This is a genomic window from Variovorax sp. BGA-UO-ETr-C22 (assembly GCF_059567965.1).
Window position 1 is genome coordinate 106,494 of record NZ_JCAQPA010000009.1, and the last position, 26,658, is coordinate 133,151.

The 26,658-nt window shown below is 68.1% G+C and carries 25 protein-coding genes; 12 read left to right on the forward strand and 13 right to left on the reverse strand.

Annotation, left to right across the window (positions count from 1 at the left end; all coding sequences use genetic code 11):
• Positions 1 to 40: 40 nt before the first annotated feature.
• From AC57B8_RS10020 to AC57B8_RS10045, 6 genes are all read right to left on the reverse strand, one after another.
• A complete protein-coding gene (locus AC57B8_RS10020) occupies positions 41 to 853 on the reverse strand; it encodes an ABC transporter ATP-binding protein (protein ID WP_062473897.1) in 813 nt (270 codons plus the stop codon).
• A 169-nt stretch (positions 854 to 1,022) separates the two neighbouring features.
• Positions 1,023 to 2,354 carry an ABC transporter substrate-binding protein gene (locus AC57B8_RS10025; protein WP_062473894.1) on the reverse strand — a complete coding sequence of 444 codons (1,332 nt, stop codon included), beginning with the start codon at positions 2,352 to 2,354 and terminating at the stop codon, positions 1,023 to 1,025.
• Between the two features lie 70 nt (positions 2,355 to 2,424).
• Positions 2,425 to 3,489 (reverse strand): branched-chain amino acid ABC transporter permease, encoded by a 1,065-nt coding sequence (locus tag AC57B8_RS10030; RefSeq protein ID WP_062473892.1) that lies wholly within the window; start codon positions 3,487 to 3,489, stop codon positions 2,425 to 2,427.
• A gap of 94 nt (positions 3,490 to 3,583) precedes the next feature.
• Positions 3,584 to 4,513 (reverse strand): branched-chain amino acid ABC transporter permease, encoded by a 930-nt coding sequence (locus tag AC57B8_RS10035; RefSeq protein ID WP_070062998.1) that lies wholly within the window; start codon positions 4,511 to 4,513, stop codon positions 3,584 to 3,586.
• A gap of 2 nt (positions 4,514 to 4,515) precedes the next feature.
• Positions 4,516 to 5,301, reverse strand: a complete 786-nt coding sequence (locus AC57B8_RS10040; RefSeq protein WP_062473888.1) for an ABC transporter ATP-binding protein — start codon at positions 5,299 to 5,301, stop codon at positions 4,516 to 4,518.
• A complete protein-coding gene (locus AC57B8_RS10045; RefSeq protein WP_369645525.1) occupies positions 5,298 to 7,262 on the reverse strand; it encodes an AMP-dependent synthetase/ligase in 1,965 nt (654 codons plus the stop codon). Before AC57B8_RS10045 ends, AC57B8_RS10040 begins: the two co-directional genes overlap by 4 nt.
• Before the next feature lie 84 nt (positions 7,263 to 7,346).
• Between AC57B8_RS10045 and AC57B8_RS10050 the strand changes: the two genes are divergently transcribed.
• The 4 genes from AC57B8_RS10050 to AC57B8_RS10065 are packed head-to-tail and all read left to right on the forward strand — an operon-like array spanning position 7,347 to position 9,708.
• Entirely contained in the window at positions 7,347 to 8,111 is a 765-nt protein-coding gene (locus AC57B8_RS10050) for a Crp/Fnr family transcriptional regulator (RefSeq protein ID WP_062473884.1), read from the forward strand.
• Positions 8,112 to 8,122: 11 nt separating this feature from the next.
• Positions 8,123 to 8,602: a hypothetical protein gene (locus AC57B8_RS10055; RefSeq protein ID WP_062473882.1), complete on the forward strand. Its 480-nt coding sequence runs from the start codon at positions 8,123 to 8,125 to the stop codon at positions 8,600 to 8,602.
• Between the two features lie 58 nt (positions 8,603 to 8,660).
• Positions 8,661 to 9,434 carry an SDR family NAD(P)-dependent oxidoreductase gene (locus AC57B8_RS10060; RefSeq protein WP_495265114.1) on the forward strand — a complete coding sequence of 258 codons (774 nt, stop codon included), beginning with the start codon at positions 8,661 to 8,663 and terminating at the stop codon, positions 9,432 to 9,434.
• Positions 9,435 to 9,450: 16 nt separating this feature from the next.
• Positions 9,451 to 9,708: a hypothetical protein gene (locus AC57B8_RS10065; protein ID WP_062473877.1), complete on the forward strand. Its 258-nt coding sequence runs from the start codon at positions 9,451 to 9,453 to the stop codon at positions 9,706 to 9,708.
• Between the two features lie 112 nt (positions 9,709 to 9,820).
• Here AC57B8_RS10065 and AC57B8_RS10070 read toward each other — a convergent pair whose 3' ends face one another.
• Entirely contained in the window at positions 9,821 to 10,810 is a 990-nt protein-coding gene (locus AC57B8_RS10070; protein ID WP_496479536.1) for a Bug family tripartite tricarboxylate transporter substrate binding protein, read from the reverse strand.
• Positions 10,811 to 11,055: 245 nt separating this feature from the next.
• Here AC57B8_RS10070 and AC57B8_RS10075 point away from each other — a divergent pair, with 245 nt between their 5' ends.
• Both AC57B8_RS10075 and AC57B8_RS10080 read left to right on the forward strand, forming a co-directional pair.
• Complete coding sequence (locus AC57B8_RS10075; protein WP_095747129.1) at positions 11,056 to 11,433, forward strand: VOC family protein; 378 nt, start codon at positions 11,056 to 11,058, stop codon at positions 11,431 to 11,433.
• Between the two features lie 105 nt (positions 11,434 to 11,538).
• Complete coding sequence (locus AC57B8_RS10080; protein WP_496479537.1) at positions 11,539 to 14,124, forward strand: hypothetical protein; 2,586 nt, start codon at positions 11,539 to 11,541, stop codon at positions 14,122 to 14,124.
• Between the two features lie 49 nt (positions 14,125 to 14,173).
• Here AC57B8_RS10080 and AC57B8_RS10085 read toward each other — a convergent pair whose 3' ends face one another.
• From AC57B8_RS10085 to AC57B8_RS10105, 5 genes are read right to left on the reverse strand one after another with little or no spacing between them, the layout of a single operon-like run.
• A complete protein-coding gene (locus AC57B8_RS10085; protein WP_496479538.1) occupies positions 14,174 to 14,755 on the reverse strand; it encodes a superoxide dismutase in 582 nt (193 codons plus the stop codon).
• Between the two features lie 51 nt (positions 14,756 to 14,806).
• Complete coding sequence (locus AC57B8_RS10090; protein ID WP_062473930.1) at positions 14,807 to 15,472, reverse strand: helix-turn-helix transcriptional regulator; 666 nt, start codon at positions 15,470 to 15,472, stop codon at positions 14,807 to 14,809.
• Between the two features lie 36 nt (positions 15,473 to 15,508).
• The gene (locus tag AC57B8_RS10095) at positions 15,509 to 16,951 is read right to left on the reverse strand and encodes an efflux transporter outer membrane subunit (protein ID WP_496479539.1); all 1,443 of its coding nucleotides are present in this window, start codon (positions 16,949 to 16,951) and stop codon (positions 15,509 to 15,511) included.
• A 12-nt stretch (positions 16,952 to 16,963) separates the two neighbouring features.
• On the reverse strand, positions 16,964 to 20,062 hold the full coding sequence (locus AC57B8_RS10100) for a MexW/MexI family multidrug efflux RND transporter permease subunit (RefSeq protein WP_095747124.1): 3,099 nt from the start codon (positions 20,060 to 20,062) through the stop codon (positions 16,964 to 16,966).
• Entirely contained in the window at positions 20,059 to 21,165 is a 1,107-nt protein-coding gene (locus AC57B8_RS10105; RefSeq protein ID WP_496479540.1) for an efflux RND transporter periplasmic adaptor subunit, read from the reverse strand. Before AC57B8_RS10105 ends, AC57B8_RS10100 begins: the two co-directional genes overlap by 4 nt.
• Positions 21,166 to 21,452: 287 nt before the next feature.
• Here AC57B8_RS10105 and AC57B8_RS10110 point away from each other — a divergent pair, with 287 nt between their 5' ends.
• Complete coding sequence (locus AC57B8_RS10110) at positions 21,453 to 21,779, forward strand: ArsR/SmtB family transcription factor (RefSeq protein WP_062473861.1); 327 nt, start codon at positions 21,453 to 21,455, stop codon at positions 21,777 to 21,779.
• Between the two features lie 40 nt (positions 21,780 to 21,819).
• On the opposite strand, the gene AC57B8_RS10115 is transcribed toward AC57B8_RS10110, so the two are convergent.
• Positions 21,820 to 22,233 (reverse strand): DsrE family protein, encoded by a 414-nt coding sequence (locus AC57B8_RS10115; RefSeq protein WP_492699455.1) that lies wholly within the window; start codon positions 22,231 to 22,233, stop codon positions 21,820 to 21,822.
• A gap of 111 nt (positions 22,234 to 22,344) precedes the next feature.
• Between AC57B8_RS10115 and AC57B8_RS10120 the strand changes: the two genes are divergently transcribed.
• From AC57B8_RS10120 to AC57B8_RS10140, 5 genes are all read left to right on the forward strand, one after another.
• Complete coding sequence (locus AC57B8_RS10120) at positions 22,345 to 23,304, forward strand: MBL fold metallo-hydrolase (protein ID WP_070063009.1); 960 nt, start codon at positions 22,345 to 22,347, stop codon at positions 23,302 to 23,304.
• Entirely contained in the window at positions 23,301 to 23,771 is a 471-nt protein-coding gene (locus tag AC57B8_RS10125; protein WP_496479541.1) for a thioredoxin fold domain-containing protein, read from the forward strand. The genes AC57B8_RS10120 and AC57B8_RS10125 overlap by 4 nt, the downstream gene beginning before the upstream one ends.
• A gap of 144 nt (positions 23,772 to 23,915) precedes the next feature.
• Entirely contained in the window at positions 23,916 to 24,233 is a 318-nt protein-coding gene (locus AC57B8_RS10130; RefSeq protein WP_062473853.1) for a c-type cytochrome, read from the forward strand.
• A 19-nt stretch (positions 24,234 to 24,252) separates the two neighbouring features.
• Positions 24,253 to 25,617 (forward strand): sulfite dehydrogenase, encoded by a 1,365-nt coding sequence (gene soxC / locus AC57B8_RS10135; RefSeq protein WP_496479542.1) that lies wholly within the window; start codon positions 24,253 to 24,255, stop codon positions 25,615 to 25,617.
• Positions 25,601 to 26,650: a c-type cytochrome gene (locus AC57B8_RS10140; protein WP_496479543.1), complete on the forward strand. Its 1,050-nt coding sequence runs from the start codon at positions 25,601 to 25,603 to the stop codon at positions 26,648 to 26,650. The genes soxC and AC57B8_RS10140 overlap by 17 nt, the downstream gene beginning before the upstream one ends.
• Positions 26,651 to 26,658: the final 8 nt, after the last annotated feature.

A 26,658-nucleotide genomic window follows, 5' to 3' on the forward strand; every position in this document is an offset into this window, starting at 1 on the left:
ACCCTTCGTCTATCGATTCGGTCGCTCTGGGGTGGGTACTTCAGGCCAGCCAACGCTTGCGGCGTTTGTAGCTCTTCACGTCACGGAAGCTCTTGCGGTCCGCGCCGCCCACGCCGAGGTAGAACTCCTTCACGTCCTCGTTCTCGCGCAGGCTCTTGGCCTCGCCGTCCATCACGATGCGGCCGTTCTCCAGGATGTAGCCGTAGTCGGCGTAGCGCAGCGCCATGTTGGTGTTCTGCTCGGCCAGCAGGAAGGTCACTTTTTCCTTGGTGTTCAGGTCTTTCACGATCTCGAACACCTCTTCCACGATCTGCGGCGCCAGGCCCATCGAGGGCTCGTCCAGCAGCACCATGGTCGGGTTGGCCATCAGCGCGCGGCCGATGGCGCACATCTGCTGCTCGCCGCCCGAGGTGTAGGCCGCCTGCGAGGTGCGGCGCGTCTTCAGGCGCGGGAAATACGCGTAGACCTTCTCCAGCGTCTCCTGCACCGAGGCCTTGCCGTCGGTGCGCGTGTAGGCGCCGGTCATCAGGTTCTCTTCGATCGTCAGGTGGGCGAAGCAGTGGCGGCCTTCCATCACCTGGATCAGCCCGCGCTTGACCAGTTCGGCCGGCGACAGCGCCTCGATGCGCTCGCCGCGCAGCTCGATGGTGCCCTTGGTCACGGCGCCGCGTTCGCCCGCGAGCAGGTTGCTCACGGCGCGCAGCGTGGTCGTCTTGCCGGCGCCGTTGCCGCCGAGCAGCGCCACGATGCCGCTTTCGGGCACGGTCAGCGACACGCCCTTGAGCACGAGGATCACGTGGTTGTAGATGACCTCGATGCCGTTGACGTTGAGAAGGATCTTGGGTTCGCTCATGGTGTGGTCCGAAGCATTCGAAAGAACAACGACGCTGTTCTTTCAGATACCCGCTTGACCCACCGCCCTTCGGGGAACACCGCGGAACCGGCTTTGCCGGGCCGCTGGTGTTGCCCCCTGCAAGGGGGTGGGAGAAGCGACACGAAGTGCGCGCAGCCTGGGGGTTAGCTCAAGACTGGCAATCCGCGGCTTCGCGGCGGGTGAGCTTCTTCTCGCCCGCGTACTTGTCGGCGGCCGCCTTCACCATCGGCTTGATGATCTGGCTGTCGGCCTCGTACCAGTCGGACATGCCGCCCCACTTGGCGCCGTCCCAGGTGTGCACGCGCGCCCAGGTCGAGCCCATGTGGTCCTGGCACGAGGTGCTCACCGGACGCATCACGCCCGAGAAGCCCAATGCGTCCAGCTTCTTCTGGTCGAGCGCGAGGTTTTCCATGCCCCAGCGCACCTGCTCGCCGGTCATGACCTTGCCCTTGCCGAAGCGCTCCTGCGCACGACGCACGGCCTCGATGGTCAGCATCTGGATGATCACGCCGCGCGTGTAGAGCACCGAGCCCACTTCGTCCTTCGGACCCGTGCCCTGGCCCTTGTCGTGCACCTGCTTGAGGATGTCCTGGATCACCTTGGGCTGCGTGCCCGAGGTGTTCAGCGCCAGCGCGTTGTAGCCCTTGGCGTTGGCGCCCACGTCCTTCACGTCGGGTTCGGCACCGGCCCACCACACGCCGTACATCTTCTCGCGCGGGTAGCCCGTGGCCACGGCTTCCTTCAGGGCGGTGGAGTTCATCACGCCCCAGCCCCACAGCAGCACGAAGTCAGGACGCGACTGGCGCACCTGCAGCCAGGCCGACTTCTGTTCCACGCCCGGTGCGGTCACGGGAATGAGCGACAACTCGAAGCCGTTCTGCTTGGCGCGCTCCTGCAGCAGCGGGATCGGCTCCTTGCCGAACGGCGAGTCGTGGTACACGAGGGCGATCTTCTTGCCCTTGAGCTTGTCCATGCCGCCTTCTTTTTTGCCGATGTGCTGGATCAGGATGTCGGCCGCGGTCCAGTAGGAGCCCATGAGCGGGAAGTTCCACTTGAACACGCCGCCGTCCTGCGAGGCCGACAGGCCGTAGCCCAGCGTGATGAGCGGGATCTTGTCGGTGGGCACCTTGTCGGTCAGCGCGAAGGTGATGCCGGTGGCCTGCGGGTCGAACAGCGTCACGCCCGGGCGGCCCTTCAGGCGCTCGTAGCATTCCACGCCCTTGTCGGTGGCGTAGCCGGTTTCGCATTCCTCGTACGTGATCTTCACGCCGTTGATGCCGCCGGTGGCGTTGATGTACTTGATGTAGTCCTGCTTGCCGTTGGCCCAGGGCGTGCCGTTGGGCGCGTAAGGGCCGGTGCGGTACACCAGCAGCGGGAAGAACTGTTCCTTGGCCTGGGCCTGCGCGAGCGAAGGCGCGAAGGCCGCGCCGAGGGTGCTGGCCACCAGGGCGGCGGTCAGAGCGAGCGATTTCAGTGTCATGCCTGTCTCCTTTTGTGGGCACCTCGGTGCCGGGTTTTTACGAACGAACAACAACAAGAACGGGAACCTGTCAGTGCGGGAAGGGCCACAGCCGCAGCTTTTCCTTGGCCGTGGACCACAGCCGCGCCAGGCCGTGGGGCTCGACGATCAGGAAGAACACGATCAGCGCGCCGAAGATCATGGTCTCCAGGTGCGAGGCCAGTGCGGTCGAGATCGAGAAGCCCAGCCACCCCGGCAGCTGGTTCAGAAAGAGCGGCAGCAGCACGATGAAGGCGGCGCCGAAGAAGCTGCCCATGATCGAGCCCAGCCCGCCGATGATCACCATGAACAGCAGCTGGAACGAGCGGTCGATGCTGAACGCCGCCGGCTCCCACGCACCGAGGTGAATGAAGCCCCACAGCGCGCCGGCCACGCCGACGATGAAGCTGCTCACCGCGAAGGCCGTGAGCTTGGCGTACACCGGGCGGATGCCGATCACCGCGGCGGCCACGTCCATGTCGCGCATCGCCATCCACTCGCGGCCGATGGCGCTGCGCACCAGGTTCTTGGCGAGCAGTGCGAACACCACCACGAAGATCAGGCAGAACAGGTACTTCTGCACCGGCGACTCGATCGGCACGCCGAACACGTTCAGCCCCGCCACGCTCACCGAGCCCGACGACGAGTTGTTGGTGAACCACTGGATGCGCAGGAACGCCCAGTCGGTGAAGAACTGCGCGGCCAGCGTGGCCACCGCCAGGTACAGGCCCTTGATGCGCAGGCTCGGAATGCCGAACAGCACGCCGATCACCGTGGCGCACAGACCGCCCAGCAGCAGCGAGGCGATGAGCGGCATGCCGTCGATGCGCACCTGGAAGTTGTAGGCCGCATACGCGCCCACCGCCATGAAGGCGCCGGTGCCCAGCGAGATCTGGCCGCAGTAGCCAACCAGGATGTTGAGGCCCAGCGCCGCCAGCGACAGGATCAGGAAGGGCGTGAGGATGGCGCGCATCCAGTAGTCGGACACGCCCATCGGCACCACGACGAACGCCACGAGCAGCAGCACCAGGATCGCCAGGCGGTCCTGTGCGATCGGGAAGATCTGTTGGTCGGCGCGGTAGCTCGACTTGAACTGGCCGTTTTCTCTGTAGAACATTCTCAGACCCGATCGATGATTTTTTGGCTACGGCCCGCTTCGCTTAACTTGCTGCGCAAGTTAGCCTCCACCGAAAAATTGTTGATCTCGTATTTCATACGCGATCAATAATTTTTTCGCCGAACAGACCCTGCGGACGAACCAGCAGGAAGACCAGCGCGAGGACATAGGCAAACCAGATCTCGATGCCGCCACCGAGCATGGGGCCGAGATAGATTTCAGACAGCTTCTCGCCGACACCGATCAACAGGCCGCCGATGATGGCGCCGGGGATCGAGGTCAGCCCGCCCAGGATCACCACCGGCAGCGCCTTCAGCGCCACCAGCGAGAGCGAGAACTGCACGCCGAGCTTGGAGCCCCAGATGATCCCGGCCACCAGCGCCGAGAAACCGGCCACCGACCACACGATCACCCAGATGCGCGACAGCGGAATGCCGATCGATTGCGCGGCCTGGTGGTCGTCGGCCACCGCGCGCAGCGCACGGCCCGTGGCCGTCTTCTGGAAGAAGATCGCCAGCACCACCACCAGCGCGGCGGACACCAGCGCGGCGATCAGGTCTTCCTGGCTCAGCAGCAGGCCGCCCTGGAAGGTGCCTTCGAGCACCATCAGCGGTTCCTTGGGCATGCCCACGTCGATCTTGTAGATGTCGTTGCCGAAGATCGTCTGGCCCACGCCGTCCAGGAAGTAGGCGATGCCCAGCGTGGCCATCAGCAGCGTGATGCCTTCCTGGTTCACCAGCTTGCTCAGCGCCAGCCGTTCGATGAGCCAGGCCACCACGATCATCACGGCCATGGCCGCGATGAAGGCCAGGATGTTCGCGAGGATCTGGCTCTGGAAGCCGAACCACTGCGGGAACCATTCGGCGAAGCGCGCCATGGCCAGCGCCGCGAACAGCACCATCGCGCCCTGCGCGAAGTTGAAGACGCCCGAGGCCTTGTAGATCAGCACGAAGCCGATCGCGATCAGCGAATACAGCATGCCGACCATGAGGCCGCCGAAAAGGGTTTCGAGGAAAAATCCCATGGTCAATGCTCCACGCCGAGGTACGCCCGGATCACGTCTTCGTTGTTCCGAACTTCATCCGGCGTGCCGTCGCCGATCTTCTTGCCGTAGTCCAGCACCACCACGCGGTCGGAGATGTCCATCACCACGCCCATGTCGTGCTCGATGAGCACGATGGTCGCGCCGAACTCGTCGTTCACGTCGAGGATGAAGCGGCTCATGTCCTGCTTCTCTTCGACGTTCATGCCGGCCATGGGTTCGTCCAGCAGCAGCACCTGCGGCTCCATCGCGAGCGCGCGGCCGAGGTCGACGCGCTTTTGCAGGCCGTAGGGCAGGCGGCCCACCGGCGTCTTGCGGTGCGCCTGGATTTCCAGGAAGTCGATGATGTGCTCGACGAACTCGCGGTGCTGCAGCTCTTCGCGTTCGGCCGGGCCCCAGCGCAGCGCCTGCGCGAACAGGCCGCTCTTCATCTTGAGATTGCGCCCGGTCATGATGTTGTCGAGCACGCTCATGCCCTTGAACAGCGCCAGGTTCTGGAAGGTGCGCGCCACGCCCATCTCGGCCACCTGGCGCGAATTCATGTGCTTGAAGGTCTGGCCGCGAAAGGTGATGGAGCCCTGCTGCGGCCAGTACACGCCGTTGATGCAGTTCAGCATCGAGCTCTTGCCCGCGCCGTTGGGGCCGATGATGGCCCGCACTTCGTGCTCGCGCACATTGAAGCTGATGTCGGTCAGCGCCTTCACGCCGCCGAAGCTCAGGCTGATGTTCTGGACGTCGAGGATGACGTCGCCAATTTTCCGATTGCTCATGCGGCGGCCTTCACGATGGGGAAGGTCTTGGCGTCGTTGATCTTCAGCGTGGCGCTGACAACCCCCGTGCGTCCGTCCTCGAACTTGACCTGGGTCTCGATGTACTGGGCGGTCTTGCCGCCATAGAGCGCATCGACCAGCACGGCGTATTTCTCGGCGATGAAGCCGCGGCGCACCTTGCGCGTGCGGGTCAGTTCGTCGTCGTCGGGGTCGAGCTCCTTGTGCAGCACGAGGAAGCGCGCGATCTGCGTCTCGCCCATGCCGTCCTCGGCCGCGAGGTCGGCATTGACCTTGGCGATGCACTCGGCCACCAGCGTCAGCACCTCGGGCTTGCCGGCCAGGTCCACATAGCCGCCGTAGGCCAGGCCGCGGCGCTCGGCCCAGTTGCCGACCGCCTCGAAGTCGATGTTGATGAAGGCGCAGACCTCGTCGCGGCCGTTGCCGAAGCACACGGCCTCCTTGATCTGCGGGAAGAACTTGAGCTTGTTCTCGATGTAGTTGGGCGCAAAGATCGCGCCGCCCACGAGCCGGCCCACGTCCTTCGCCCGGTCGATGATGCGCAGGTGCCCTTCGCTGTCGAGCACGCCGGCGTCGCCGGTGTGGAAGTAGCCGTTGGCGTCGAGCACCTCGGCGGTGGCGTCGGGGCGCTTGTAGTACTCCTTGAGCACCGACACGCCGCGCACCAGCACCTCGCCGTCGTCGGCGATCTTCAGCTCGATGCCCGGCGCCGCCGTGCCCACGGTCTGCAGCTTGACCTTGCCGTCCTGCTGCAGGCACACATAGGCGCAGGTCTCGGTCTGGCCGTAGAACTGCTTGAGGTTCACGCCGATCGAGCGGTAGAAGCGGAACAGGTCGGGGCCGATGGCCGCACCGGCCGTGTAGGCCACGCGGATGCGGCTCATGCCCAGCACGTTGCGCAGCGGGCCGTAGATGAGCAGGTTGCCCAGGCTGTACATGACGCGGTCGCCGGTGCTCACGGGCGCGCCGTTCAGGATGTCGGCGCCCACGCGCTGCGCCAGCGCCATGAACTTCGCATACAGCCAGCGCTTGGGCGCGGCCGCGTCTTCCATGCGGATCGACACGGCCGTGAGCAGGCCTTCGAAGGTGCGCGGCGGGCCGAAGTAGTAGCTCGGGCCGATCTCGCGCATGTCGTTCATCACCGTCTCGGCCGACTCGGGGCAGTTGAGCGTGAAGCCGCCCACCAGCCATTGCGCCACCGAGAACAGGTGGTCGCCCACCCACGCCATCGGCAGGTAGCTCATGATGTTGTCGCCGGGGCCGAGCTTGTCGGTCTCGACGCCGCCGCGCCCCGCTGCGATGAAGCTGGCGTGCGTCTGGCACACGCCCTTGGGGCGGCCGGTGGTGCCCGAGGTGTAGAGGATCACGCCGACGTCGGACGCCTCGCCGCTGGCCACGGCGCGGTCGTAGTAGCCGGCGTTGGCCTTGTCGAAGGCCCGGCCCAGCTCGCGCAGCTGCTCGTAGCTCATGAGCCCCGGCTGCTCGTAGTGGCGCAGGCCCTTGGGGTCGTCGTAGATGATGTGGCGGATGCCCTGCTGCTGGCCCTCCTGGCCTTGCTGCAGCTCGCGGCATTCGAGCAGCTTGTCGACCTGCTCCTGGTCTTCGACGATCACGAACTCGATGCTCGCGTCGTTCAGCATGAAGACCATCTCGCTGGCGACCGCGTCCTGGTACAGCGGCACGGGCACGCCGCGCAGGCTTTGCGCGGCGAGCACGGCCATGTACAGGTGCGGCCGGTTGGCGCCGACGATCGCAAGGTTGTCGAAGGCCTTGAAGCCAAGGCTTGCCAGACCGCAGGCCATCTCGCGCACTTCCTGCGCCACGGCGTTCCAGGTCCAGGTTTGCCAGATGCCAAGGTCTTTTTCGCGCACGGCGGGAGCCTCGGGACGGGCCTCGGCATGCGCGAGCAGCAGACGGGGGAAGGTGGGGGCGGTGGTTTGCACAGTGGCCGGATCGTAGGTCCCACTTTGACGCCCGGTTGTCGTTCCAACGACAATCCTAGGGACACTACTCCCCGGAGTTTCCCGATGCCTCCTGGCAACCTCAACCCACAGAACGTGCTCGGCGGTTCCATCAAGGATCGCGTGCGCCCCGCCAATGCCGCTGAACTCGACGGCATTCCGTGGCTGCCCACGCTCACGCCCGCCGAGCGCCGCCGCGCCGAGGCCACGCTCGTGGTCGGCGAGGCCGAGCCCGGCGACCTGGTGTGCCGCGTCGGGCGTTCGCCCACCTACTGGTTCGGCGTGGTCGAAGGATTGCTGAAGATGAGCAACGACAACGCCGACGGCGGCTCGGTCACCTACACCGGCGTGCCGCCCGGCGGCTGGTTCGGCGAGGGCACGGTGATGAAGCGCGAGCCCTACCGCTACAACATCCAGGCGCTGCGCCGCAGCCTCGTGGCGGGGCTGCCGATCGAGAGCTTCCACTGGCTGCTGGACCACTCCATCGGCTTCAACCGCTTCGTGATGAACCAGCTCAACGAGCGGCTGGGCCAGTTCATCGCGGCGCTGGAGATCGACCGCCTCAACAACCCCGACGCGCGCGTGGCGCGCAACCTGGTGTCGCTGTTCAACCCGGTGCTGTACCCCGGCGTGGGCGAGGTCTTGCGCATCACGCAGCAGGAACTGGCGTACCTTGTCGGCCTGTCGCGCCAGCGCGTGAACGAGGCGCTCAATGCGCTGTCGGCGCAGGGGCTGATCCGCGTGGAGTACGGTGGGCTGCGCGTGCTCGACCTGCCGGGCCTGCGCGCCACCGCGATGTCCAGCCGCAAGAACAACAGCACTTCGAACTGAAAGAAAAAAACATGGCCCTCTCCGACCACCTGCAGATCGTGCCCGCCGACGCCCAGGCGAGCTTTCTGCCGCCGCAGCAGCAACAGGCCACGCAGGCCCGCAACGAGGAAGACGACGGCCCGACGCTGGAAGAAGCCATCGACCGCGCCGAGGCCTTGGGCGAACAGATCGACGCGCTCAACGAGATCCTGGCGCGCCCGCTCAAGGACATCCTCGCCGACCGCGAGAAGTCGGAAGAAGCCGCGCTGGCCTGGGACCGCTTCGGCGCGATGTGGATGCTGTCGCAGCGCGCCATGCGCCGCGTCGCGCTCGACCTGGCGGCGCAGCTCGGCGTGAGCGAGGAAGAAGTCGTGGCGCGCGCCATGGCGAACGCCAACGCGGTGCTCAACGGCGCGGACGAGGTCGACCTCGGCGGCTCCATCGCGCCCGCGCAGCTGCAGCACATCGCCCGGCATCGCAACTTCCTGCGTGCCCAGTTCCGTACCGGCTGACGCGCGCGGCCTTTCGATATCCCTTAGCCTTGCGGCCTTCTCCTGCTCCCACACCACCATGACCACCTCCGCCTCTTCCCACCTCACCGTCATCACCGGCGCCTCGCGCGGCCTGGGCCGCGCCATGGCCGAACAGCTGCTGCAGGCCGGCCACACGGTGCTCGGCATCGCGCGCAAGTCCTCGCCCGAACTGGCCGAAGCCCCCAAGGCGACCGGCGCCGAACTGACGCAATGGGAGCAGGACCTGTCCGACCCGGTCGCCGCCGCGGCGCGCCTGTCGGACTGGCTGCGCACGCTGGATGGTCAGCGCTTCGACAGCGTCACGCTCATCAACAACGCCGGCACCGTCGGCAACCCCGCGCCGCTGTCGCGCGCCGTGCCGGCCGAACTGGCCCAGGCGCTGCGCATCGGGCTCGAGGCGCCGATGCTGCTCACGGCCGCTTTCCTCGGCGGCACGCGCGAATGGCGCGGCGCACGCAAGGTGCTGAACATCTCGTCGGGCCTGGGCCGCAACGCCCTGGGCAGCCAGGCGCCGTACTGCGCGGCCAAGGCCGGCATGGACCATTTCTCGCGCGCCGTGGCGCTCGAAGAGGTGCATGCGCCGAACGGCGCGCGCATCGTGTCGCTGGCGCCCGGCATCATCGACACCGACATGCAGGTGCAGCTGCGCGGCGCGTCGGCCGAACAGTTCCCGGACCGCACGCGCTTCGTGAGCATGAAGGAAGAAGGCCGGCTCGACAGCCCCCAGAGCGCCGCGGCCAAGGTGCTCGCCTACCTGGCGCGCGCGGACTTCGGCAGCAACCCCGTGGCCGACGTGCGCGACCCGGCCTGAACGCGGCGACCACATCATGGCCACCGCAAAGTCCATCGACACCGTCGAATACAAGCTCTTCCCGTCGCCGAGGAACGTGCACCGCATCGTCTTCGAGCACCAGGTGTTCGTGCCGTACCCGTACGCGCTGATCGTGATGGACGAGTTCTATTTCAAGGGCCGCTACAGCCTGTTCTCGGCCTGCCGCATGAGCGACGGGAAGATGGGGCAGGTGGCGACGTTCGAGGATGCGGCGGACGTGGAGATCTTCAACGCCAAGTTCGTACCGGATTGAGCTCGCCCCCAGGCTTCGCGCACTTCGTGTCGCTTCGCCAACCCCCTGCCGGGGGCAACACCAGCGGCCCGGCAAAGCCGGTTCCGCGGTGTTCCTGGTATGAAAACCCCTCTTACTCGATCGTCGCGCCCGAGGCCTGCACGATCCCCTTCCACTTCTCGTAGTCGGTCTTCAGCAGCGCGCCGAACTGCTCCGGCGTCATGCTCTGCGGCTCCGCGCCCTGGGCAATGATGGCCGCCTTCATCTCGGGCGTGGCCAGCAGCTTGTTGATCGCCGCATTCAGCGTGGCGACGATGTCCTTGGGCGTGCCGGCCGGCACGAACACGCCGTACCAGGTGCTCACGTCGAAGTCCTTGTAGCCCAGCTCGGCCACGGTGGGCGTGTCGGGCAGCGAGGTGCTGCGCTTGGCGGAGGTGACGGCCAGCGGGCGCAGCTTGCCGGCCTTGATCTGCGCCATGGCCGAGGGCACCGACGACACCATCAGGTCGACGTTGCCCGCGAGCACGTCCATCATGGCCGCGTTGGAGCCCTTGTAGGGCACGTGGCGCATCTTGATCTTGGCCGCGCCGTTGAAGATCTCGCCGGCCAGGTGGATGGTGGTGCCATTGCCGGGCGAGCCGTAGGTGATGGTGTCGGGCGCGGCGCGCGCGGCCTTCACCACGTCGTCCAGCGTCTTGAACTTGGAGTTGGCCTGCGTGACGATCACCACGGGCGTGTAGGCCACGTGGGCCACGGCCGTGAGGTCCTTCACCGGGTTGTAGCTCAGGCTCTTGTAGAGCCAGGGCGCGACGACCATGTTGTCCTTCTGGCCCATCACGATGTCGTAGCCCGTGGGCGTGGCGCGCGCGGCCTCTGCGATGCCGATGGTGCCGCCGGCGCCCGCGCGGTTGTCGGGCACCACGGTCCAGTGGTTGGCCTCGGTGAGCTTCTGCGCGACCAGGCGCGCCAGGATGTCGGTGCCGCCGCCGGGCGGGAAGGGCACGACCATGCGGATGGGCTTGGCGGGGTAGGCGGCGGTCTGGGCGTGGGCCGGGGCGGTGGCCGCCACGGCGGTGAAGGCCAGCGCAAAGGCCAGCGGACGGAGGAGTGTCGATGGGGTCATGGGGGGCATTGTCTCGTTCTGGGGGCAGGGGGGATGCAGTCTGCCGGAAGTGCCGGCGCGGGGTTTTCGCGGTTCGCGATGGCCCTCGTCTCGGCTGGCGGGGGCAGAACACGGGGCGGTGCGTACTTTCGGACGCCTTGACACCGCCCATCGCGCGTCGAATACTCCACCAAATGGTTGAGTATTTCTGGCTCGCCCGGCGTTCGGCGATTTCCGGGCGCCCATCCTCTTTGCAGGAGGCACCCATGCTCGGACACATCAATGCAGTGGCCAACCTGGCGGTGAAAGACCTCGCCGTGGCCCGACGCTTCTACGAAGACACGCTCGGCCTCGCGCAGGTCGATGCCGAAGGCGACGAGGTCGTCGTCTACCGCAGCGGCAACACGCGGCTCAACGTCTACCGCTCGGCCTTCGCGGGCACCAACCAGGCCACGGCCGTGACCTGGTCGGTCGACGGCGACATCGAGCGCCTCGTGGCCGCGCTCAAGGCCAAGGGCGTGCGCTTCGAGCACTACGACATGCCCGACACCACGCTCGCGGGCGACATCCACGTCATGGGCGAGATGAAGGTCGCGTGGTTCAAGGACCCGGACGGGAACATCCTGAACCTCATCAACGTCTGAGCAACCCCTGTCCATCCGGCATCCCCCGTTTGGGGGAAGCCAAGGGCGACGCGCTGCGGACAATTCCTCCTGCCATGCACCGGCCTGGCATGGAGGAGTCACCACATGCGCGCACCGTCGCCCGAGCAGTCAACGCCTGAACCACCCGCGCGCCCCGAGCGCGTCGCGGTCATCGCCATCCATGGCGTGGCCGACCAGAAGGCCGGCGACACGGCCCGCGCCATCGCTTCGCTGATGCTCAACCACCCCGGCGAGGGCGCCACCTACCGCCAGGCCGACTGCGACAGCCACCTCCTGCCGGTGCCGCCGCTGACGTCGATGGTGCAGCAGCGCACGGGGCATCAGGACAAGAACGAGAAGGCCGCCACCGAAGGCGCCGCCGCGCAGAAGGCCTACGTGCCGCCCGTGCGCAAGGCGATGCGGCAGTCGAAGACCTCGGACTTCAGCGCCGACGACTGGATCTCGACCGCCGAGGCCGACGACGCGGGCGTGGTGCGCGCCGCCAAGGGGCGCGGGCCGCTCACGCCGCGCGAGCTGAAGCGGAGCAACCCCGACATCGCCTTCAGCGACTACCTGCTGTTCAAGTCGCAGCGCGCCGAGCCCGACCACGAAGCCTACGAGGCCACGCGCGTGCGCATGACGCGCGACGCCACCGATGCCCACGGGCAGCCGGTGCAGCAGCGCATCGACGTGCACGAGATGTACTGGGCCGACCTGTCGCGCCTGCCGGGCTCGGTGGCGCGCATCGTCGCCGAGCTGTTCACCATCGTGTTCCGCCTCTCGCAGCTGGGCCGCGACGCGGTGGACCGCGCCGCCGAGGCGGCCGGCGTGAACAGGAAGCCCCGGCCGCCGGGCGCGCGGCGCTGGGCCTGCCTGGCGTCGCTGCAGACCGCGCTCGACTGGGCCTTTGCCAACCTGCTGGCGAACCTGTTCCTGCAGCTGCTGCTGATCGGGCTGGTGATCGCGGGGCTTGGCGGACTGGCGCGGGTCGAGCCCGCGCCCCATGCGTTGTCGCTCACCGAACTGCTGCGCCGGGTGTTGGCGGTGGTCGTGCCGGTGCTGACGATCTGGTGGTACTGCTACCAGGCGCGCACAAAGGCCTCCTCGCGGATCGTGGTGGGCCTGTACGCGCTGCTGGCGGGCTGGCTGCTGTGGGCGCTGGTGCCCGCGCACTGGGTGGTCGGCGTGGCCTGGCTGGCGCTGCTCGCCGCGTTGGCCGACCGCGCCCTGCGCATCGCGCGCGACCGCTTTCCGGCGGCGCGCACCTGGGGGCTGGGGCTGATGGCGCTGACCGCGGCGGCGCTGCTGGTGCACGTGGCGATCAACGCCTCGGCCGCGGGCGCCACGGACGACCTGCGCCACTGGGTGCGCGCCGGCATGCGGGTGGTCGAGTACCTGCTGCTGGGCGTCGTGGCCTGGTGGGGCGTGGCCGGCGTGCTGCTCATCGCCTGGCTGCTCGCCGGGGAGACGGTGCCCGACCGCGACGCGGCCGCGCGCGCCAGCATCGCCACGGGTCGGCTGGGGCTGTTCGTGTCGGTGGCGGCGTTCGTGGCGCTGTCGATGGTGTCGTGGGCCGTGCTGACGAACCTCGTGGAGCTCGGCGCGAAGGACGTCGACTACGCGCCGTTCTGGTTCGGCAAGGACGTCTACTGGGCCGACGGCGCGAACTTCCTGCACAGCCGCTACGAGAAGAGCACGCAGGCCTTCGCCCTGACCGCCGGCCTCACGCTGTCGCTGCTGGCCTACCTGGTGGCGGTGCTGGTGCCCAGCCTGTTCGCCGAGCTCAAGGTGGCCTTCGGCACCTCGCAGGGCCTGGGCCGCTGGCTCGGCGCGGGCTACCGGCGGCTGGACCGCTTCGTCGCCGTGCTGACCAGCGCCAGCGTGGTGGTCGCCTTCGCGGTGGCCCTGTTGCTGGTGCTCAAGCAGTGCAACGTCTCGGTCGGCGGGTGGATCGACGATGCGGTGATCTGGGTGTCGGCGCTGTCGCAGAGCGGCCTCAAGCCGCTGATCTTCACCGCGGCCACGCTGGCCGCTTCCGTCTCGCTGCTCGGCGGTTTTCTCACGCGCACCGTGCCGGGCCTGCGCATGCCGCTCGACGTGGCGCTGGACGTCGACGGCCACTTCCGCGAGTTCCCGCGCCGCGCCATTCCGCGCGCGCGCATCTTCTCGCGCTATGTGTCGCTGCTGGAGCACGTGGCGGCGCAGGGCTACGACCGCATCGTGATCGTGGCGCACAGCCAGGGCACGGTGATCTCGACCGAGCTGCTGCGCTACCTGCAGTTCCGCGCCGCGCAGAAGGTCGATGCGCGGGTGACCGACCTCTGGGCGGCGCTCAACAAGAGCCGCCTCCTGCTGCTCACCGCCGGCTGTCCGCTGCGCCAGCTGTATGCGGCGCGCTTTCCGCACCTCTACGGCTGGGTGACGGCGGAAGACGCGAACGGCGGCGGGCCGAGCGCGGCCCAGGTCGGCGTGGCCCGCTGGGTCAACCTCTACACGGCGGGCGACTACGTGGGCCGCTGGCTCTGGGGCGCAGACGACAAGCCCTACGAGCAGGTGACGACACCGCCGGCCTGGTGCGTCGCGGCCGAGCACGAGGCCTGCCTCGGCCTGGGTGCCCACACCCACTACTTCGACCTCGACCAGGCGCACGTGGCGCGCTGGATCGACTGGATGGTGACGGCGCGCCCATGAAAAAACCGGCCCGCAGGCCGGCTTTTTCTTCATGCCGACAGCGCGGGCTTCAGGCGAAGTTCTTGGCCGCGAAGTCCCAGTTCACCAGCTTGGCCAGGAAGGTCTCGACGAACTTCGGGCGCAGGTTGCGGTAGTCGATGTAGTACGCGTGTTCCCACACGTCCACCGTCAGCAGCGCGGTGTCGGCGGTGGTCAGCGGCGTGCCGGCGGCGCCGGTGTTCACGATGTCCACCGAACCGTCGGCCTTCTTCACCAGCCACGTCCAGCCCGAACCGAAGTTGCCGACGGCCGACTTCACGAAGGCTTCCTTGAAGGCGTCGTAGCTGCCCCACTTGGCGTCGATGGCCTTGGCCAGCGCGCCGGTGGGTGCGCCGCCGCCTTGAGGCTTCATGCAGTTCCAGAAGAAGGTGTGGTTCCAGATCTGGGCGGCGTTGTTGTAGATGCCGCCGCTGGACTTCTTGACGATCTCTTCGAGCGTCATCGCTTCGAACTCGGTGCCCTTTTGCAGGTTGTTCAGGTTCACCACGTAGGCGTTGTGGTGCTTGCCGTGGTGGTACTCGAGCGTCTCCTTCGAATACTCGGGGGCCAGCGCGTCGATGGCGTACGGCAGCGGGGGAAGGGTGTGTTCCATGGTGGAGTCTTTCTTTCTAGTTGGTGGAAGGGAAAAAAACAGTTCGGTGCCTCAGGCGCGGGCCTTGGGCACGATGCGGTAGGCGCAGCGCCGCGCGCCCGCGAGCACGTGCTCGACACGGCTCACATCGGCCTCGGGCCCCAGCACCTCGTCGAAGAGCTGCAGCTCGCTGCGGCAAAAGCCGGTGCAGGCCTGCGCCGCGGTGCAGATGGGGCAGTGGTTCTCGATGAAGAGAAAACCGTCGCCCTCGGCCCGGTACTCGGCCATGTAGCCCTCGCGGCTGCGGATGTCCGCGAGCCGTTCGAGCCGCGCCTCGAGGTTGCGCGCGCCGCGCATGGCCTCGGTGTAGGTGGCGCGCATGGTGGCTTCGCGCGCGCCGATGAGCTGGTCCATGCCCTTTTCGCCGAACACGCTGATCACGGCGCTGATCATCTGCACCGTCATCTCGGCGTGCGTGTCGGGAAAGCGCTTGTGGCCCTCGCCGGTGAGCCGCCAGATCTGGGTCGGACGGCCGCGGCCGCTGGAGCGGCTTTCGGCGTCCACCAGCCCTTCGGTCTCGAGCTTGGACATCTGCTGGCGCACCGCCTCGACCGTCACGTGCAGCACCTTGGCGATGTCGGGGATGCCGAGCGCGCCACGGGTCTTCAGCGTGGAGAGGATGCGGTCTGCCGGCTGGTGCGGCATCCAGGTGGGCTTGGTGGCATCGGGGGCGGACATGGCAGCTTCGGTCGTGGGAGGAAAACAGCGTCATTGTCAGGTGGTTGGGCCTCCCTTCGCATCCGTGGGCGCTTGCCACCCCCCGCCGAGCGCCTTGTAAAGCGCCACGAGGCTGGTGAACGAGGCCGTTTCAGCCTCGGCCACGGCATCCTGCGCGCGCAGCAGGGTGCGCTGCGCGTCGAGCACGCTCAGGTAGGGCGCGGCGCCTTCGCGGTAGCGCACCTCGGCCAGCTCGGCGGCGCGGCCGCTGCGGGTCGAGGCCTCGAGCAGCCGCTGCAGGCGCAGCTGGTTCTGGCCGTAGCCGGTGAGGGCGCTTTCGACGTCCTCGATGGCGCGCAGCACGGTCTGTTCGTAGACGGCGCGCTCGCCCTCGGCACGGGCCTCGGCGCCGCGCAGGCGGGCCTTGACCGAGCCCAGCCGCAACGCTGGCCAGCTCACGCCGGGCGTGACGCTGAAGGCGCGGCTCGACGAACTGCCCAGGTCGGCACCGCGCAGCGCGATGAAGCCCAGGAAGCCGCCGATGTCGACGCGCGGGTACAGCTCGGCCGTGGCCGCGCCCACGTCGGCGGTGCTGGCGGCCAGGCCGCGCTCGGCGCGCAGCACGTCGGGCCGGCGGCGCAGCAATTCGCCCAGGTCGCCGATGGGCAGGCGCTTGTCGAGCACGCGCAGCGGGTGCGGCTGCAGCATGGGCGCCAGCTCGGCCGGACGCAGGCCCGCCAGCACGGCGACGCGGTGCGCGGCCTGGCGGCGCGTGGTCTCGAGCGCGGGCAGCTGGCTCTCGGTGCTGGCCAGGTTGGCCTGCGCGCTCGCCAGGTCGCCCTCGAGGCCGCGCCCGGTGCGCACCTGCGCCTCGGTCACGCGCAGGCTCTGGCGCAGGCTCTCGAGGGTGCGCTGCGTCACGGCCAGGCGCTGCTCGGCGCCGCGCATCTCGTAGTAATTGCGCGCCAGTTCAGCCACGGCCACGATGCGCACCTGTTCGAGGTCGGCCGCGCTGGCCTGGGCGCGCGCGGTGGCGGCTTCGTCCAGGCGCTGCAGCCGGCCGAACAGGTCGATCTCCCAGCCGGCGTCGAAGCCGGCGCGGCTGCTCTGGGCCAGCGTGCGGGCGTCGGCTGGCACGCCGTTGCCCTGCGCGATGCTGCGCGTCTTGCTGGCGCCCAGCGTCACCACGGGCAGGCGGTCGAGCTCGGCCTCGGTCTGCATCGCACGCGCTTCCAGCAGCCGCGCGTGGGCGATGCGGATGTCGTGGTTGCCGGCCAGTGCGCGTTCGATGAGCGCGTCGAGCTGCGGGTCGTCGAGCTGGCGCCACCAGTCGCGCTGCACCGCGTCGGGCGCGAACAGCGCGCGCTCGGGGGCGGCGATGGCCACCGGCGCGTCGTTCGGCGCGGCGTACTTCGGCCCGACTGCGCAACCGGCCAGTACCAGCAGGCTGAGGGCGAACGGCGCGGCGTAGGAGAAGGGTCTTCTTGTCGTCATGGTCATGCTCCCGGTGTCTCAGACGGTGTCGCCGGCAGGCTCGCGCGCCACGAGCGCCTCGAGTTCGGCGGCGCGCTGCGAGCGGCCCACCGTGCGGTGGTCGCGTGCCAGCAGCGTGTACATGGTGGGCAGCACGAACAGCGTGAACAGCGTACCCACCAGCATGCCGACCACGATCACCAGGCCGATGCTGAAGCGGCTGTTGGCGCCCGCGCCGCTGGCGAACAAGAGCGGCACCAGGCCCACCACCATCGCGGCCGTGGTCATCAGGATCGGGCGCAGCCGGATGCGCGCGGCCTGCTCGATGGCGGCGCGGCGCTCCAGGTTCAGGCGTTCCTGGATCTCGTTGGCGAACTCCACCATCAGGATGCCGTGCTTGCTGATGAGCCCGATGAGCGTCACCAACCCGATCTGCGTGTAGATGTTGATGGTGGCAAAGCCCAGCGCCAGCGGCACCAACGCGCCGCAGATCGACATCGGCACGCTGACCAGAATGATCAGCGGGTCGCGCAGGCTCTCGTACTGCGCGGCCAGCACCAGGTAGATCACCACGATCGCGAACACGAAGGCCATCACCAGCGCCGAGCCTTCCTGCGTGAACTGGCGCGCGTCCGACTGCCAGTCGTAGCTGAAGCCGGCCGGCAGTTTCTTGGCCTCTTCGCTCAGGAACGCCACGGCGTCGCCCATGGTCACGCCCGGCATCGGAATGGCCTGGAAGGTCGCGGCGTTGAGCTGGTTGAACTGCGTGAGCTTGTTGGGCCCCACGCTGGTCGACAGCTGCACCAGGTTGGCCAGCGGCACGGGCTGGCCGCTCGCGCTCTTCACGAAGTAGCGCGACAGGGCCTCGGCCGTGAGCCGCTGGTCGCGCGGCGACTGCGGGATCACGTCGTACGAGCGCCCGTCCATGCCGAAGCGGTTGACGTAGTTCTCGCCCACCAGCACCGCCAGCGTGTCGCCGATGGCCTTCATGGTCACGCCCATGCTGTTGGCCTTGGCGCGGTCCACGCGCACTTCCGTCACCGGGTTGTTGAACTCCAGGTCGCTGTCGACCACGGCGAACTTGCCGCTCTCGCGCGCCGCCTTCTTCAGCGTTTCCATCGCCTCGAACACGCTGCGGTGGTCGCCCGCGCTGCGGATCACCATCTGCACCGGAAGCCCACCGGTCGAACCGGGAAGCGACGGCAGCTGAAAGGCGAACACGCTGCTGCCCTCGACCTCGTTCATGCCGCCCTGCACGTCGCCCTGGATCTGGTCGGCGTTGCGCTGGCGATCTTTCCAGTCGGACAGCTGCACACCGCCGATGCTGTTGGAGACGCCGTCCGAGCCGTTGATGAGCCAGCGACCGGTGTTCTCGGGCAGCTTGGCCAGCACCTCGTCCCACTTCTGGCCGAACTTCTCGACGTAGTCGATGTTGGCGTGCTGCGGCGACTTGATGACGGTCATCACCATCGCCTGGTCTTCGCCCGGCGCCAGCTCGCGCTGCGCCGCGTTGTACAGAAAAGGCAGGCTCACGAGCACGGCCGCGGCCAGCAGGCCCGTGACCCAGCGGTGGTGCAGCGACACGTCGAGCAGCCGCCCGTAGGCCGTGGCCAGCTTGTGGAAGAAGGCCTCGGCATAGCGCGCCATGCGGCCCGCCGTGGCGTCCTGCGGCAGCAGGAACGAGCTCATCACCGGCGACAGCGTGAGCGCGATCACGCCCGACACCACCACCGCGCCCGCCAGCGTGAAGGCGAACTCCTTGAACAGCGACCCCGTGAGCCCGCCCATGAGGCCGATGGGCGCGTACACCGCGGCCAGCGTGAGCGTCATCGCGATCACCGGGCCGGCCACTTCGCGTGCGCCGATCAGTGCGGCCTGCACGCGCGACTTGCCTTCCTCGATGTGGCGGTGCACGTTCTCCACCACCACGATCGCGTCGTCCACCACCAGGCCAATGGCCAGCACCATCGCCAGCAGCGTGAGCAGGTTGATGCTGAAGCCGAACAGCAGCATCAGCGCCGCCGCGCCCAGCATCGACAGCGGAATCGTCACCACCGGAATGAGCACCGCGCGCAGCGAGCCCAGGCACAGGAAGATCACCAGCACCACGATGGCGATGGCTTCGAGCAGTGTCTTCTGCACCTCGTCGATCGAGGCCTCGATGAAGCGCGCGAGCTCGAAGGGCAGCTGCACCTCCACGCCCGGCGGCAGGTTCTGCTTGATGCCGGGCAGCAGGTCGCGGATGCGCTTCACGATCACCAGCGGGTTGCCGTTGGGCGCGGCCTGCAGGCCGAGGTAGATGGCCTTGTCGCCGTCCATCGTCGCGCTGCTGTCGGCGCTGGCCGCGCCCAGTTCCACCGTGGCCACGTCGCCCAGGCGCACGATGGCGTCACCGTCGCGTTTGATGACCATGTCGCGGAACTCGGCCACGTTCACCAGGTCGGTGTTCACGCGGATGTTCGACACCACGTACAGGCCCTTCACCTGCCCGGGGGCGGCCTGCACGTTGTTCTGGCGCAGCGCGTCGGCCAGCTCGCCGGCCGAGATGCCGCGCGCGGCCATGCGGTTGGCGTCCAGCCACACGCGCATCGCCAGCGTCTGCCCGCCCGACACCTCGACGCCCGAGACGCCCTCGATCGACGCGAACTGCGGCTGCACCACGCGCGAGAGGTAGTCGGTGAGTTGTGGCACGGGCATCGTCTTGCTCGAGAAGCCCACGTACGCGACGGCCGTGGCCTCGCCCGACGACTTGAGGATCACCGGGTCGAAGGCCTCGGCGGGCAGCCGGTACTTCACCTGGCTGACCTGCGCCATGGCCTGCGTGAGCGCCTGGTTGGCGTCGGCGTTGAGCTTCATGCGCACGCTGATCACGCTGCGGCCCAGCGTGGACGACGACGAGAGGTAATCGACGTTCTCGATGGTTGCCACCGCCTGCGCGATGGGCTGCGTGACGAAGCCCTGCATCAGTTCCGGCGAGGCGCCGGGGTACTGCGTGGTGATGGTGAGCGTGGTGCTCTCGGTGAGCGGGTACTGGCGCACCGGCAGGTCGCCCAGCGCACGCGCGCCGAGCAGCAGGATGAGCGTGCTCACCACCAGCGCCAGCACGGGCCGGCGCACGAAGAGGTCGGTGAACTTCATGACTTCGCGTCCTGCAGGGCCAGCGTGTCCTTCGCGGCCGGGGCCACGGCGGCGCCGTTGTACAGGCGCAGCTGGCCCGAGGTGACGACCTGCTCGCCGGCCTTCAGGCCCTGCTCGACGACGACCAGGCCGTCTTGCCGCTCGCCGGTCTTCACGAACACCTGCTGCACCGAGAAACCGTCGCCCTTCTCGCCGGCGCGCACCACGAACACCGAGTCGCCGTGCGTGCTGTAGGTGATGGCGGTTTCAGGCACCGCGATGGCGTCGGCGCGCGCGGGCAGCGCCACCTTGGCGTTGACGTACATGCCGGGCGTGAGCGCGCCATCGGCGTTGTCGACCGTGGCCTGCAGCCGCACGGTGCGCGTGTCGCTGCCGATCATGGGCTCGATGGCGCTGAGCTTCGCGGGGAACACGCGGCCCGGGTAGGCGTCGACCGCGAGCGCCACCGCCTGGTTGCGCCGCAGCGCCGGCAGCGCGTTCTCGGGCAGCGTGAGGTTGGCGAACAGCGTGCGCGCATCGGTGAGCGACACCAGCGCGTCGCCGGCGCGCACGAACTGGCCGAGGTTGACCTTGCGGATGCCCAGCACGCCATCGAACGGCGCCTTGATGTGCTTTTGCTCGATGAGCGCCTGCACGCGCCGCAGCTCGCCGCTGGCCTGGTCGAAGGCGGCCTGCGCCTGTTCCATCTGCTCCTGCGTGGCGGCCTGCTGTGGCAGCAGGCGGCGCGTGCGTTCGAGCAGGGCCCTGGCATTGGCCTGCTGGGCGCGCAGCCGTTCGAGGTCGCCCTGCTCGGGCGCGTCGTTCAGCTGTACCAGCAGCTGGCCGGCACGCACCTGCGCGCCGGGCGTGAAGAGGATCTTCGCGACCCGTCCCTCCACCTCGGCCGGCACCTCGACCTGCCGGTTGGCCTCCAGCGTGCCGATGCCGCCGAGAAAGCGCGCCATCTCGGTCTGCCGCGCGGGGGCCACCGCCACCTTGGCCGGCGGCATGGCGCCGCCCTGTGCATGGGCCGGCTGGAACTTCGCCACGAGCCCGTAGCCCGCCGCGCCCAGCACCGCGACCGTGAGACCGGCGCCGAGCCAGGTCCTGGATTGTTTGTTCATACGCAACCTGCTTTTTTATCAAAGAAAGTGCTTTGATTATTAGATCGCGTCCGAACGCTGTCGAGAAAGACGTGGCAATGGCCCCGATAGGGCAGGGCTATCTTTGGCGTGGCGTGCATGGTGGGTGCTCCGGGTGGTTGCGCGGGGACATCCCCGCACCCCGAAGACGGGCGGCGCGTCGCTTTTGTGACGCGGCACCGGTGTGCAATCGCCATACGGCCGCCGGGACATCGCTCGCTGCGCCAGGCGCCGATGTACATTGCGACCTGCGCATGAACCTATTCAGCATGGCCACCAAACCCCGTAAGAAGTCCGCGGCTGTCACCGAGGACGAGGTCTTCGACATGGCCGCCGACCTGTTCCGGGCCATGGCCGCGCCCATGCGGCTGAAGATCGTGAGCCTGCTGTGCAATGGCGAGAAGAACGTGAGCGAGCTGCTCGCGCAGATCGACACCACGCAGCCCAACATGTCGCAGCACCTGAACACGCTCTACCAGGCGGGCGTGCTCGCGCGACGCCGCGACGGCGTGAGCATCTACTACAGCATCGCGAACGAGACCGTGGTGGCGCTGTGCCGCAGCATCTGCGTGCAGATAGCCATCGAGCAGGAATAAGAAGAAAAGAAGAAGGCCGGCGTCAGCCGGCTTTCGCGCCTCAGGGCTTCAGGTAGACGTAGCCTTCCTTCGCCTGCAGCCGCGCCACCTCGGCCACGCCCGAGGGCACCACCTTGGTTTCCATCAGCAGCTTGCCCGCGTCGATGTTGCGCGTGGTGAGCGTGTTGTTGCACACCTTGAACTCCACGCCGCGCCCGGCCAATGCGCTCACCGGGCCGCTGAACTCGCGGCCCTTGCTGTCCTTGGCGTCGCTCAGCAGGAAGTCGATGCCGGGGCCGTGCGTGACCACGACGATCTTCGCCTTCGGGTCCGCGTTCAGGTGGTTCGTGATGTTCGCCAGGATGGCGGCGCTGTTCTCCACGCCGGTGTTCACGTGGTAGACCACCTTGGTCTCCTGCGCGCCCGCGAACGTGGCGACCATGGCGAGCAGGAAAGCGATGAATGCGTGTCTCATGGGGAAACCCTCTGGCTGTTGTCGTTGCCCGCAAAATATCATCTTCTGCTTATATTTACAGCCGGGCAAGCCCGCGGCCCTCGCCGCCGAGCCCGCAGGAGACGACCCACGATGTTCCCGTGCCGGCCCACCGCCGTTCGCGCGAAGGCGCTGCTGATGTGCGCTGCGCTCTGGCTGAGCGCCAGTGCCGCGTTCGCGGCCCCCGAGATCCGCCCGCTGCCGGTGGCGCCCGACATCTACTACGTGCAGGGCATCCCCGCGCTGGGCTCGAAGGAGAACCAGAACTTCATCTCCAACGCCGGCTTCGTCGTCACGCGCGACAGCGTCGTGATGATCGACGCGCTCGGCTCGCCCGCCGTTGCCGAGCGCATGGTGGAAGAGATCCGCAAGCTCACGCCCAAGCCGATCAGCCACGTCATCCTCACGCACTACCACGCCGACCACATCTACGGCCTGCAGGTGTTCAAGGCGCTGGGCGCGCAGATCGTGGCGCACGCGCGAGGCAAGACCTATCTCACGTCCGACACCGCACGATTGCGGCTCGAAGCCTCGCGCCAGGAGCTCGCGCCGTGGATCGACGAGCGCACGCGCCTGGTGCCGGCCGATGTGTGGATCGACGGGCGCACCGAACTGACGATTGGCGGCACGCGCTTCGTGATCCAGCCCGCCGGCCCCGCGCACACGCCCGAAGACCTCGCCATCTTCCTGCCGCAGCAGAAGGTGCTGTTCACCGGCGACATCGTGTTCCGCAACCGCACGCCCTACGTGGGCTCGGCCGACAGCCGGCACTGGATCACATCGCTCGACGCGCTGCTCGCGCTCGACGCACGCACCATCGTGCCGGGCCACGGCCCCGCGTCGGACGACCCGGCGCAAGACCTGCGGCAGACGCGCGACTACCTCGTCTTCCTGCGCGGCGCGATGCAGAAGGCCGCCACCGAGATGACGCCCTTCGACGAGGCCTACGCCGCCACCGACTGGTCGCGCTTCGAGGCCTGGCCGCTGTTCAAGGTGGCCAACCGCATGAACGCCTACAACACCTACTTGCTGCTGGAGCAGGAGGCGCGATGAGCGGCGAGCGCACGCGCCGGCAGCTCGTCGCGGGTCTTGCCGCGTGGTGCGTCGCGCCGATGGCCGTGCATGCGGCCGATGTGCAACTGCCCGCGCCCGTCTCGCTGGCTGGCGCGCTCGCCGCGGCGCTGGCCCGCGCGCAACCGCTGGTCGTCATGGCCAGCTTGCAGGGCTGCCCCTTCTGCAAGATCGCGCGCGAGCACTACCTCATGCCCGAAGTTGCCGCGGGCTTGCCCGTGGTGCAGATCGACTTTCGTGATCAACGCACCGTGCGCGACTTCGACGGCGCCACGCGCACGCACGACGCGCTCATCAAGGCGTGGAAAGTCAGCGTCGCGCCGACCGTGCTCTTCTTCGGCCGCAACGGCCGCGAGGTCGCCGAGCGCCTGACCGGCGGCGACTCGGACTTCTACGGCGCCTACCTCGAAGCACGCCTGCAGCAAGCACGCACCGCCGTCCGCAGCTGACGTTATGCATGGCGAAACCGAACGGGTTTCCCCCAAGAGCAAAGCCCTTCCCTTGTTCACGATCGTCCCTAAAATCAATACATAACGATTTACTTATTTAACGATGAAACCGGCCGCTTCGGGGCGCGTTTCGAGGAGACCGAATTGAAGTTGCTGCTGCCGTCGCTCGCCGTCGCTGTCACCGCCTTGCTGCTGTCGACACCGGCCCTTGCCAACAAGGAACTGGCCCAGAAGAACGCCTGCCTCGCCTGCCACGCGGTCGACAAGAAGCTGGTCGGCCCCGCCTACCTCGACGTCGCGAAGAAGTACACCGGCCAGGCCGACGCGCTCGCCGCGCTCACCGCGAGCATCCAGAAGGGCAGCACCGGCAAGTGGGGCGCCGTGCCCATGCCCGCGCAGCCCGCGATGAGCGAGGCCGATGCCAAGGCGCTGGCCGCCTGGGTGTTGGGCGGCGCCAAGTAAGGCCCACGGACGCGACGCGATGAGCGGCAGCATCCAGCAGACCGGGCAGGTTCGCAAGGCACCCGAGAACTTTCTCGACGCGCAAGGCGTGCGCGCCGTCTTCGCCGAAGCCGGCAAGGGGCGGCGCGACTTCATCCGCAACGCCTTCGCCGCGGCCGTGGCAGGCACGGCGGCAACGTCGTCCGCGCTCGCGCAATCGCGCTCTGCCGTGGGCGACGGCGACCCCGCCATATTGAACCTGCCCGCGCACAGCACGGGCCTCGGCCAGCCGGTGGTCACCGACGGCTACGGCAAGCCTTCCAAGTACGAAGCCAATGTGCAGCGCCGCCAGAGCCCGGGGCTCACGCCGACCGCGCAGGCCTCGGTGTCGTTCGCGCCGCTGCAGTCGCTGTTCGGCATCGTCACGCCCAGCGGCCTGCACTTCGAGCGGCATCACCAGGGCTGGTGGGACATCGATCCGTCCAAGCACCGGCTGATGGTCAATGGCCTAGTGAAGACGCCGAAGGTCTTCACGCTCGACGAGCTGATGCGCCTGCCCTCGGTGTCGCGCTTTCACTTCATCGAGTGCGGCGCCAACACCGGCATGGAGTGGGGCAACGTCGCCGTGCCGACGGCCCAGTACACGCACGGCATGCTGTCGTGCAGCGAGTTCACCGGCGTGCCGCTGATCACGCTGCTCGAGATGGCGGGCGCCGACCTGAAGGGCGAGCGCTTCGTGCTCGCCGAAGGTGCCGACGGCTCGTCGATGACGCGCACCATTCCCATGAGCCTCATCCGCTCGGGCGAGGTGCTCGTGGCCTACGGCCAGAACGGCGAGATGCTGCGGCCCGAGCAGGGCTACCCGCTGCGGCTCGTGGTGCCGGGCGTGCAGGGCGTGAGCTGGGTCAAGTACCTGCGCCGCATCGAACTCGGCGACCAGCCCTACGGCGCCAAGGACGAGACCGTGCACTACGTCGACCTGATGCCCGACGGCCAGCACCGCCAGTACACCAGCATCCAGGAATGCAAGAGCGTCGTGACCACGCCTTCGGGCGGGCAGATGCTGCTCGACAAGGGCTTCTACAACATCACCGGCCTCGCATGGTCGGGCCGCGGCAAGGTCAAGCGCGTGGACGTGAGCGTGGACGGCGGGCGCAACTGGCGCACCGCGCGGCTCGAATCGCCCGTGCTCTCGAAGTGCCTCACGCGCTTCAACATCGACTGGGTGTGGGACGGCACGCCCGCCATCATCCAGAGCCGCGCGATGGACGACACCGGCTACGTGCAGCCCAGCTACAAGCAGCTGCGCGCGGTGCGCGGCACGCGCTCGATCTATCACAACAACGCCATCCAGTCGTGGCAGGTGCAGGCGAACGGGGAGGTGGCGAATGTCCAGCTTTCCTAAGCGCGCGCTGCTGTTGCTGGTCTTCGCTGGCAGCGCAGCCGCATGGGCACAGCCCAAGGCGGCAGGCTACGCCGGCATCGGCCGCGACGCCACGCCCAAGGAAGTGGCCGCGTGGGACATCGACGTGCGTCCCGACTTCAAGGGCCTGCCGCCCGGCTCGGGCTCCGTCACGCGCGGGCAGGACCTGTGGGAAGGAAAGTGCGCCTCGTGCCACGGCGTGTTCGGCGAATCGAACCAGGTGTTCAGCCCCATCGTCGGCGGCACCACGGCCGAGGACATCAAGAGCGGCCACGTCGCGCGCCTGAAAGACCCGGCCTTCCCGGGCCGCACCACGCTGATGAAGGTCACGAGCCTGTCGACCGTGTGGGACTACGTGTACCGCGCCATGCCGTGGAACCAGCCCAAGTCGCTGACGCCCGACGACGTGTACGCCGTCACCGCCTACATGCTGAACCTCGGCGGCATCGTGCCCGACGACTTCACGCTGTCCGACAAGAACATCCGCGAGGTGCAGGCCCGCATGCCCAACCGCAACGGCGGCACCACCGCGCACGCGATGTGGCCCGGCAGCGAGTTCGGCCGCGCCACGAAACCCGACGTGTCGGCCGTGGCCTGCATGCGCGATTGCGTGCCAGCGGCGTCGTCCGTCGCGCAACTGCCGCCGCATGCGCGCGGCAGCCACGGCAACCTCGCCGACCAGAACCGGCTGGTGGGCGCACAGCGCGGCATCGCCACTGCGGCGCCGGCTGCTGCTCCAGTGAAGACCGGCGCACCGGTCGCGGCCCCGAAAGTGCCCGTGGCGCTGCTCGAGAAGAACAGCTGCACCGCCTGCCACGGCATGACGCAGAAGCTCGTCGGCCCGGCCTTCTCGGACATCGCGAAGAAGTACCCCGGCCAGACCGACCACCTGCTGCAGAAGATCAAGGCGGGAAGTACCGGCGTCTGGGGGGCGATCCCGATGCCGCCGCAGACCCTCGGCGACGATGATGCCAAGGCCATCGCACGCTGGCTCGCCGACAGCGCCGGACCATGATTCGACAG

Bases quoted from the DNA above. Each gene is read 5' to 3' on its own strand.
- AC57B8_RS10125 (WP_496479541.1), top strand. From the start codon at position 23,301: ATGAGCGGCGAGCGCACGCGCCGGCAGCTCGTCGCGGGTCTTGCCGCG.
- AC57B8_RS10055 (WP_062473882.1), top strand. From the start codon at position 8,123: ATGGCCCTCTCCGACCACCTGCAGATCGTGCCCGCCGACGCCCAGGCG.
- AC57B8_RS10105 (WP_496479540.1), bottom strand. From the start codon at position 21,165: ATGAACAAACAATCCAGGACCTGGCTCGGCGCCGGTCTCACGGTCGCG.
- AC57B8_RS10120 (WP_070063009.1), top strand. From the start codon at position 22,345: ATGTTCCCGTGCCGGCCCACCGCCGTTCGCGCGAAGGCGCTGCTGATG.
- AC57B8_RS10070 (WP_496479536.1), bottom strand. From the start codon at position 10,810: ATGACCCCATCGACACTCCTCCGTCCGCTGGCCTTTGCGCTGGCCTTC.
- AC57B8_RS10080 (WP_496479537.1), top strand. From the start codon at position 11,539: ATGCGCGCACCGTCGCCCGAGCAGTCAACGCCTGAACCACCCGCGCGC.
- AC57B8_RS10025 (WP_062473894.1), bottom strand. From the start codon at position 2,354: ATGACACTGAAATCGCTCGCTCTGACCGCCGCCCTGGTGGCCAGCACC.
- AC57B8_RS10035 (WP_070062998.1), bottom strand. From the start codon at position 4,513: ATGGGATTTTTCCTCGAAACCCTTTTCGGCGGCCTCATGGTCGGCATG.
- AC57B8_RS10115 (WP_492699455.1), bottom strand. From the start codon at position 22,233: ATGAGACACGCATTCATCGCTTTCCTGCTCGCCATGGTCGCCACGTTC.
- AC57B8_RS10040 (WP_062473888.1), bottom strand. From the start codon at position 5,301: ATGAGCAATCGGAAAATTGGCGACGTCATCCTCGACGTCCAGAACATC.
- AC57B8_RS10030 (WP_062473892.1), bottom strand. From the start codon at position 3,489: ATGTTCTACAGAGAAAACGGCCAGTTCAAGTCGAGCTACCGCGCCGAC.
- AC57B8_RS10060 (WP_495265114.1), top strand. From the start codon at position 8,661: ATGACCACCTCCGCCTCTTCCCACCTCACCGTCATCACCGGCGCCTCG.
- AC57B8_RS10075 (WP_095747129.1), top strand. From the start codon at position 11,056: ATGCTCGGACACATCAATGCAGTGGCCAACCTGGCGGTGAAAGACCTC.
- soxC (WP_496479542.1), top strand. From the start codon at position 24,253: ATGAGCGGCAGCATCCAGCAGACCGGGCAGGTTCGCAAGGCACCCGAG.
- AC57B8_RS10140 (WP_496479543.1), top strand. From the start codon at position 25,601: ATGTCCAGCTTTCCTAAGCGCGCGCTGCTGTTGCTGGTCTTCGCTGGC.
- AC57B8_RS10100 (WP_095747124.1), bottom strand. From the start codon at position 20,062: ATGAAGTTCACCGACCTCTTCGTGCGCCGGCCCGTGCTGGCGCTGGTG.
- AC57B8_RS10090 (WP_062473930.1), bottom strand. From the start codon at position 15,472: ATGTCCGCCCCCGATGCCACCAAGCCCACCTGGATGCCGCACCAGCCG.
- AC57B8_RS10110 (WP_062473861.1), top strand. From the start codon at position 21,453: ATGGCCACCAAACCCCGTAAGAAGTCCGCGGCTGTCACCGAGGACGAG.
- AC57B8_RS10050 (WP_062473884.1), top strand. From the start codon at position 7,347: ATGCCTCCTGGCAACCTCAACCCACAGAACGTGCTCGGCGGTTCCATC.
- AC57B8_RS10065 (WP_062473877.1), top strand. From the start codon at position 9,451: ATGGCCACCGCAAAGTCCATCGACACCGTCGAATACAAGCTCTTCCCG.
- AC57B8_RS10020 (WP_062473897.1), bottom strand. From the start codon at position 853: ATGAGCGAACCCAAGATCCTTCTCAACGTCAACGGCATCGAGGTCATC.
- AC57B8_RS10085 (WP_496479538.1), bottom strand. From the start codon at position 14,755: ATGGAACACACCCTTCCCCCGCTGCCGTACGCCATCGACGCGCTGGCC.
- AC57B8_RS10095 (WP_496479539.1), bottom strand. From the start codon at position 16,951: ATGACCATGACGACAAGAAGACCCTTCTCCTACGCCGCGCCGTTCGCC.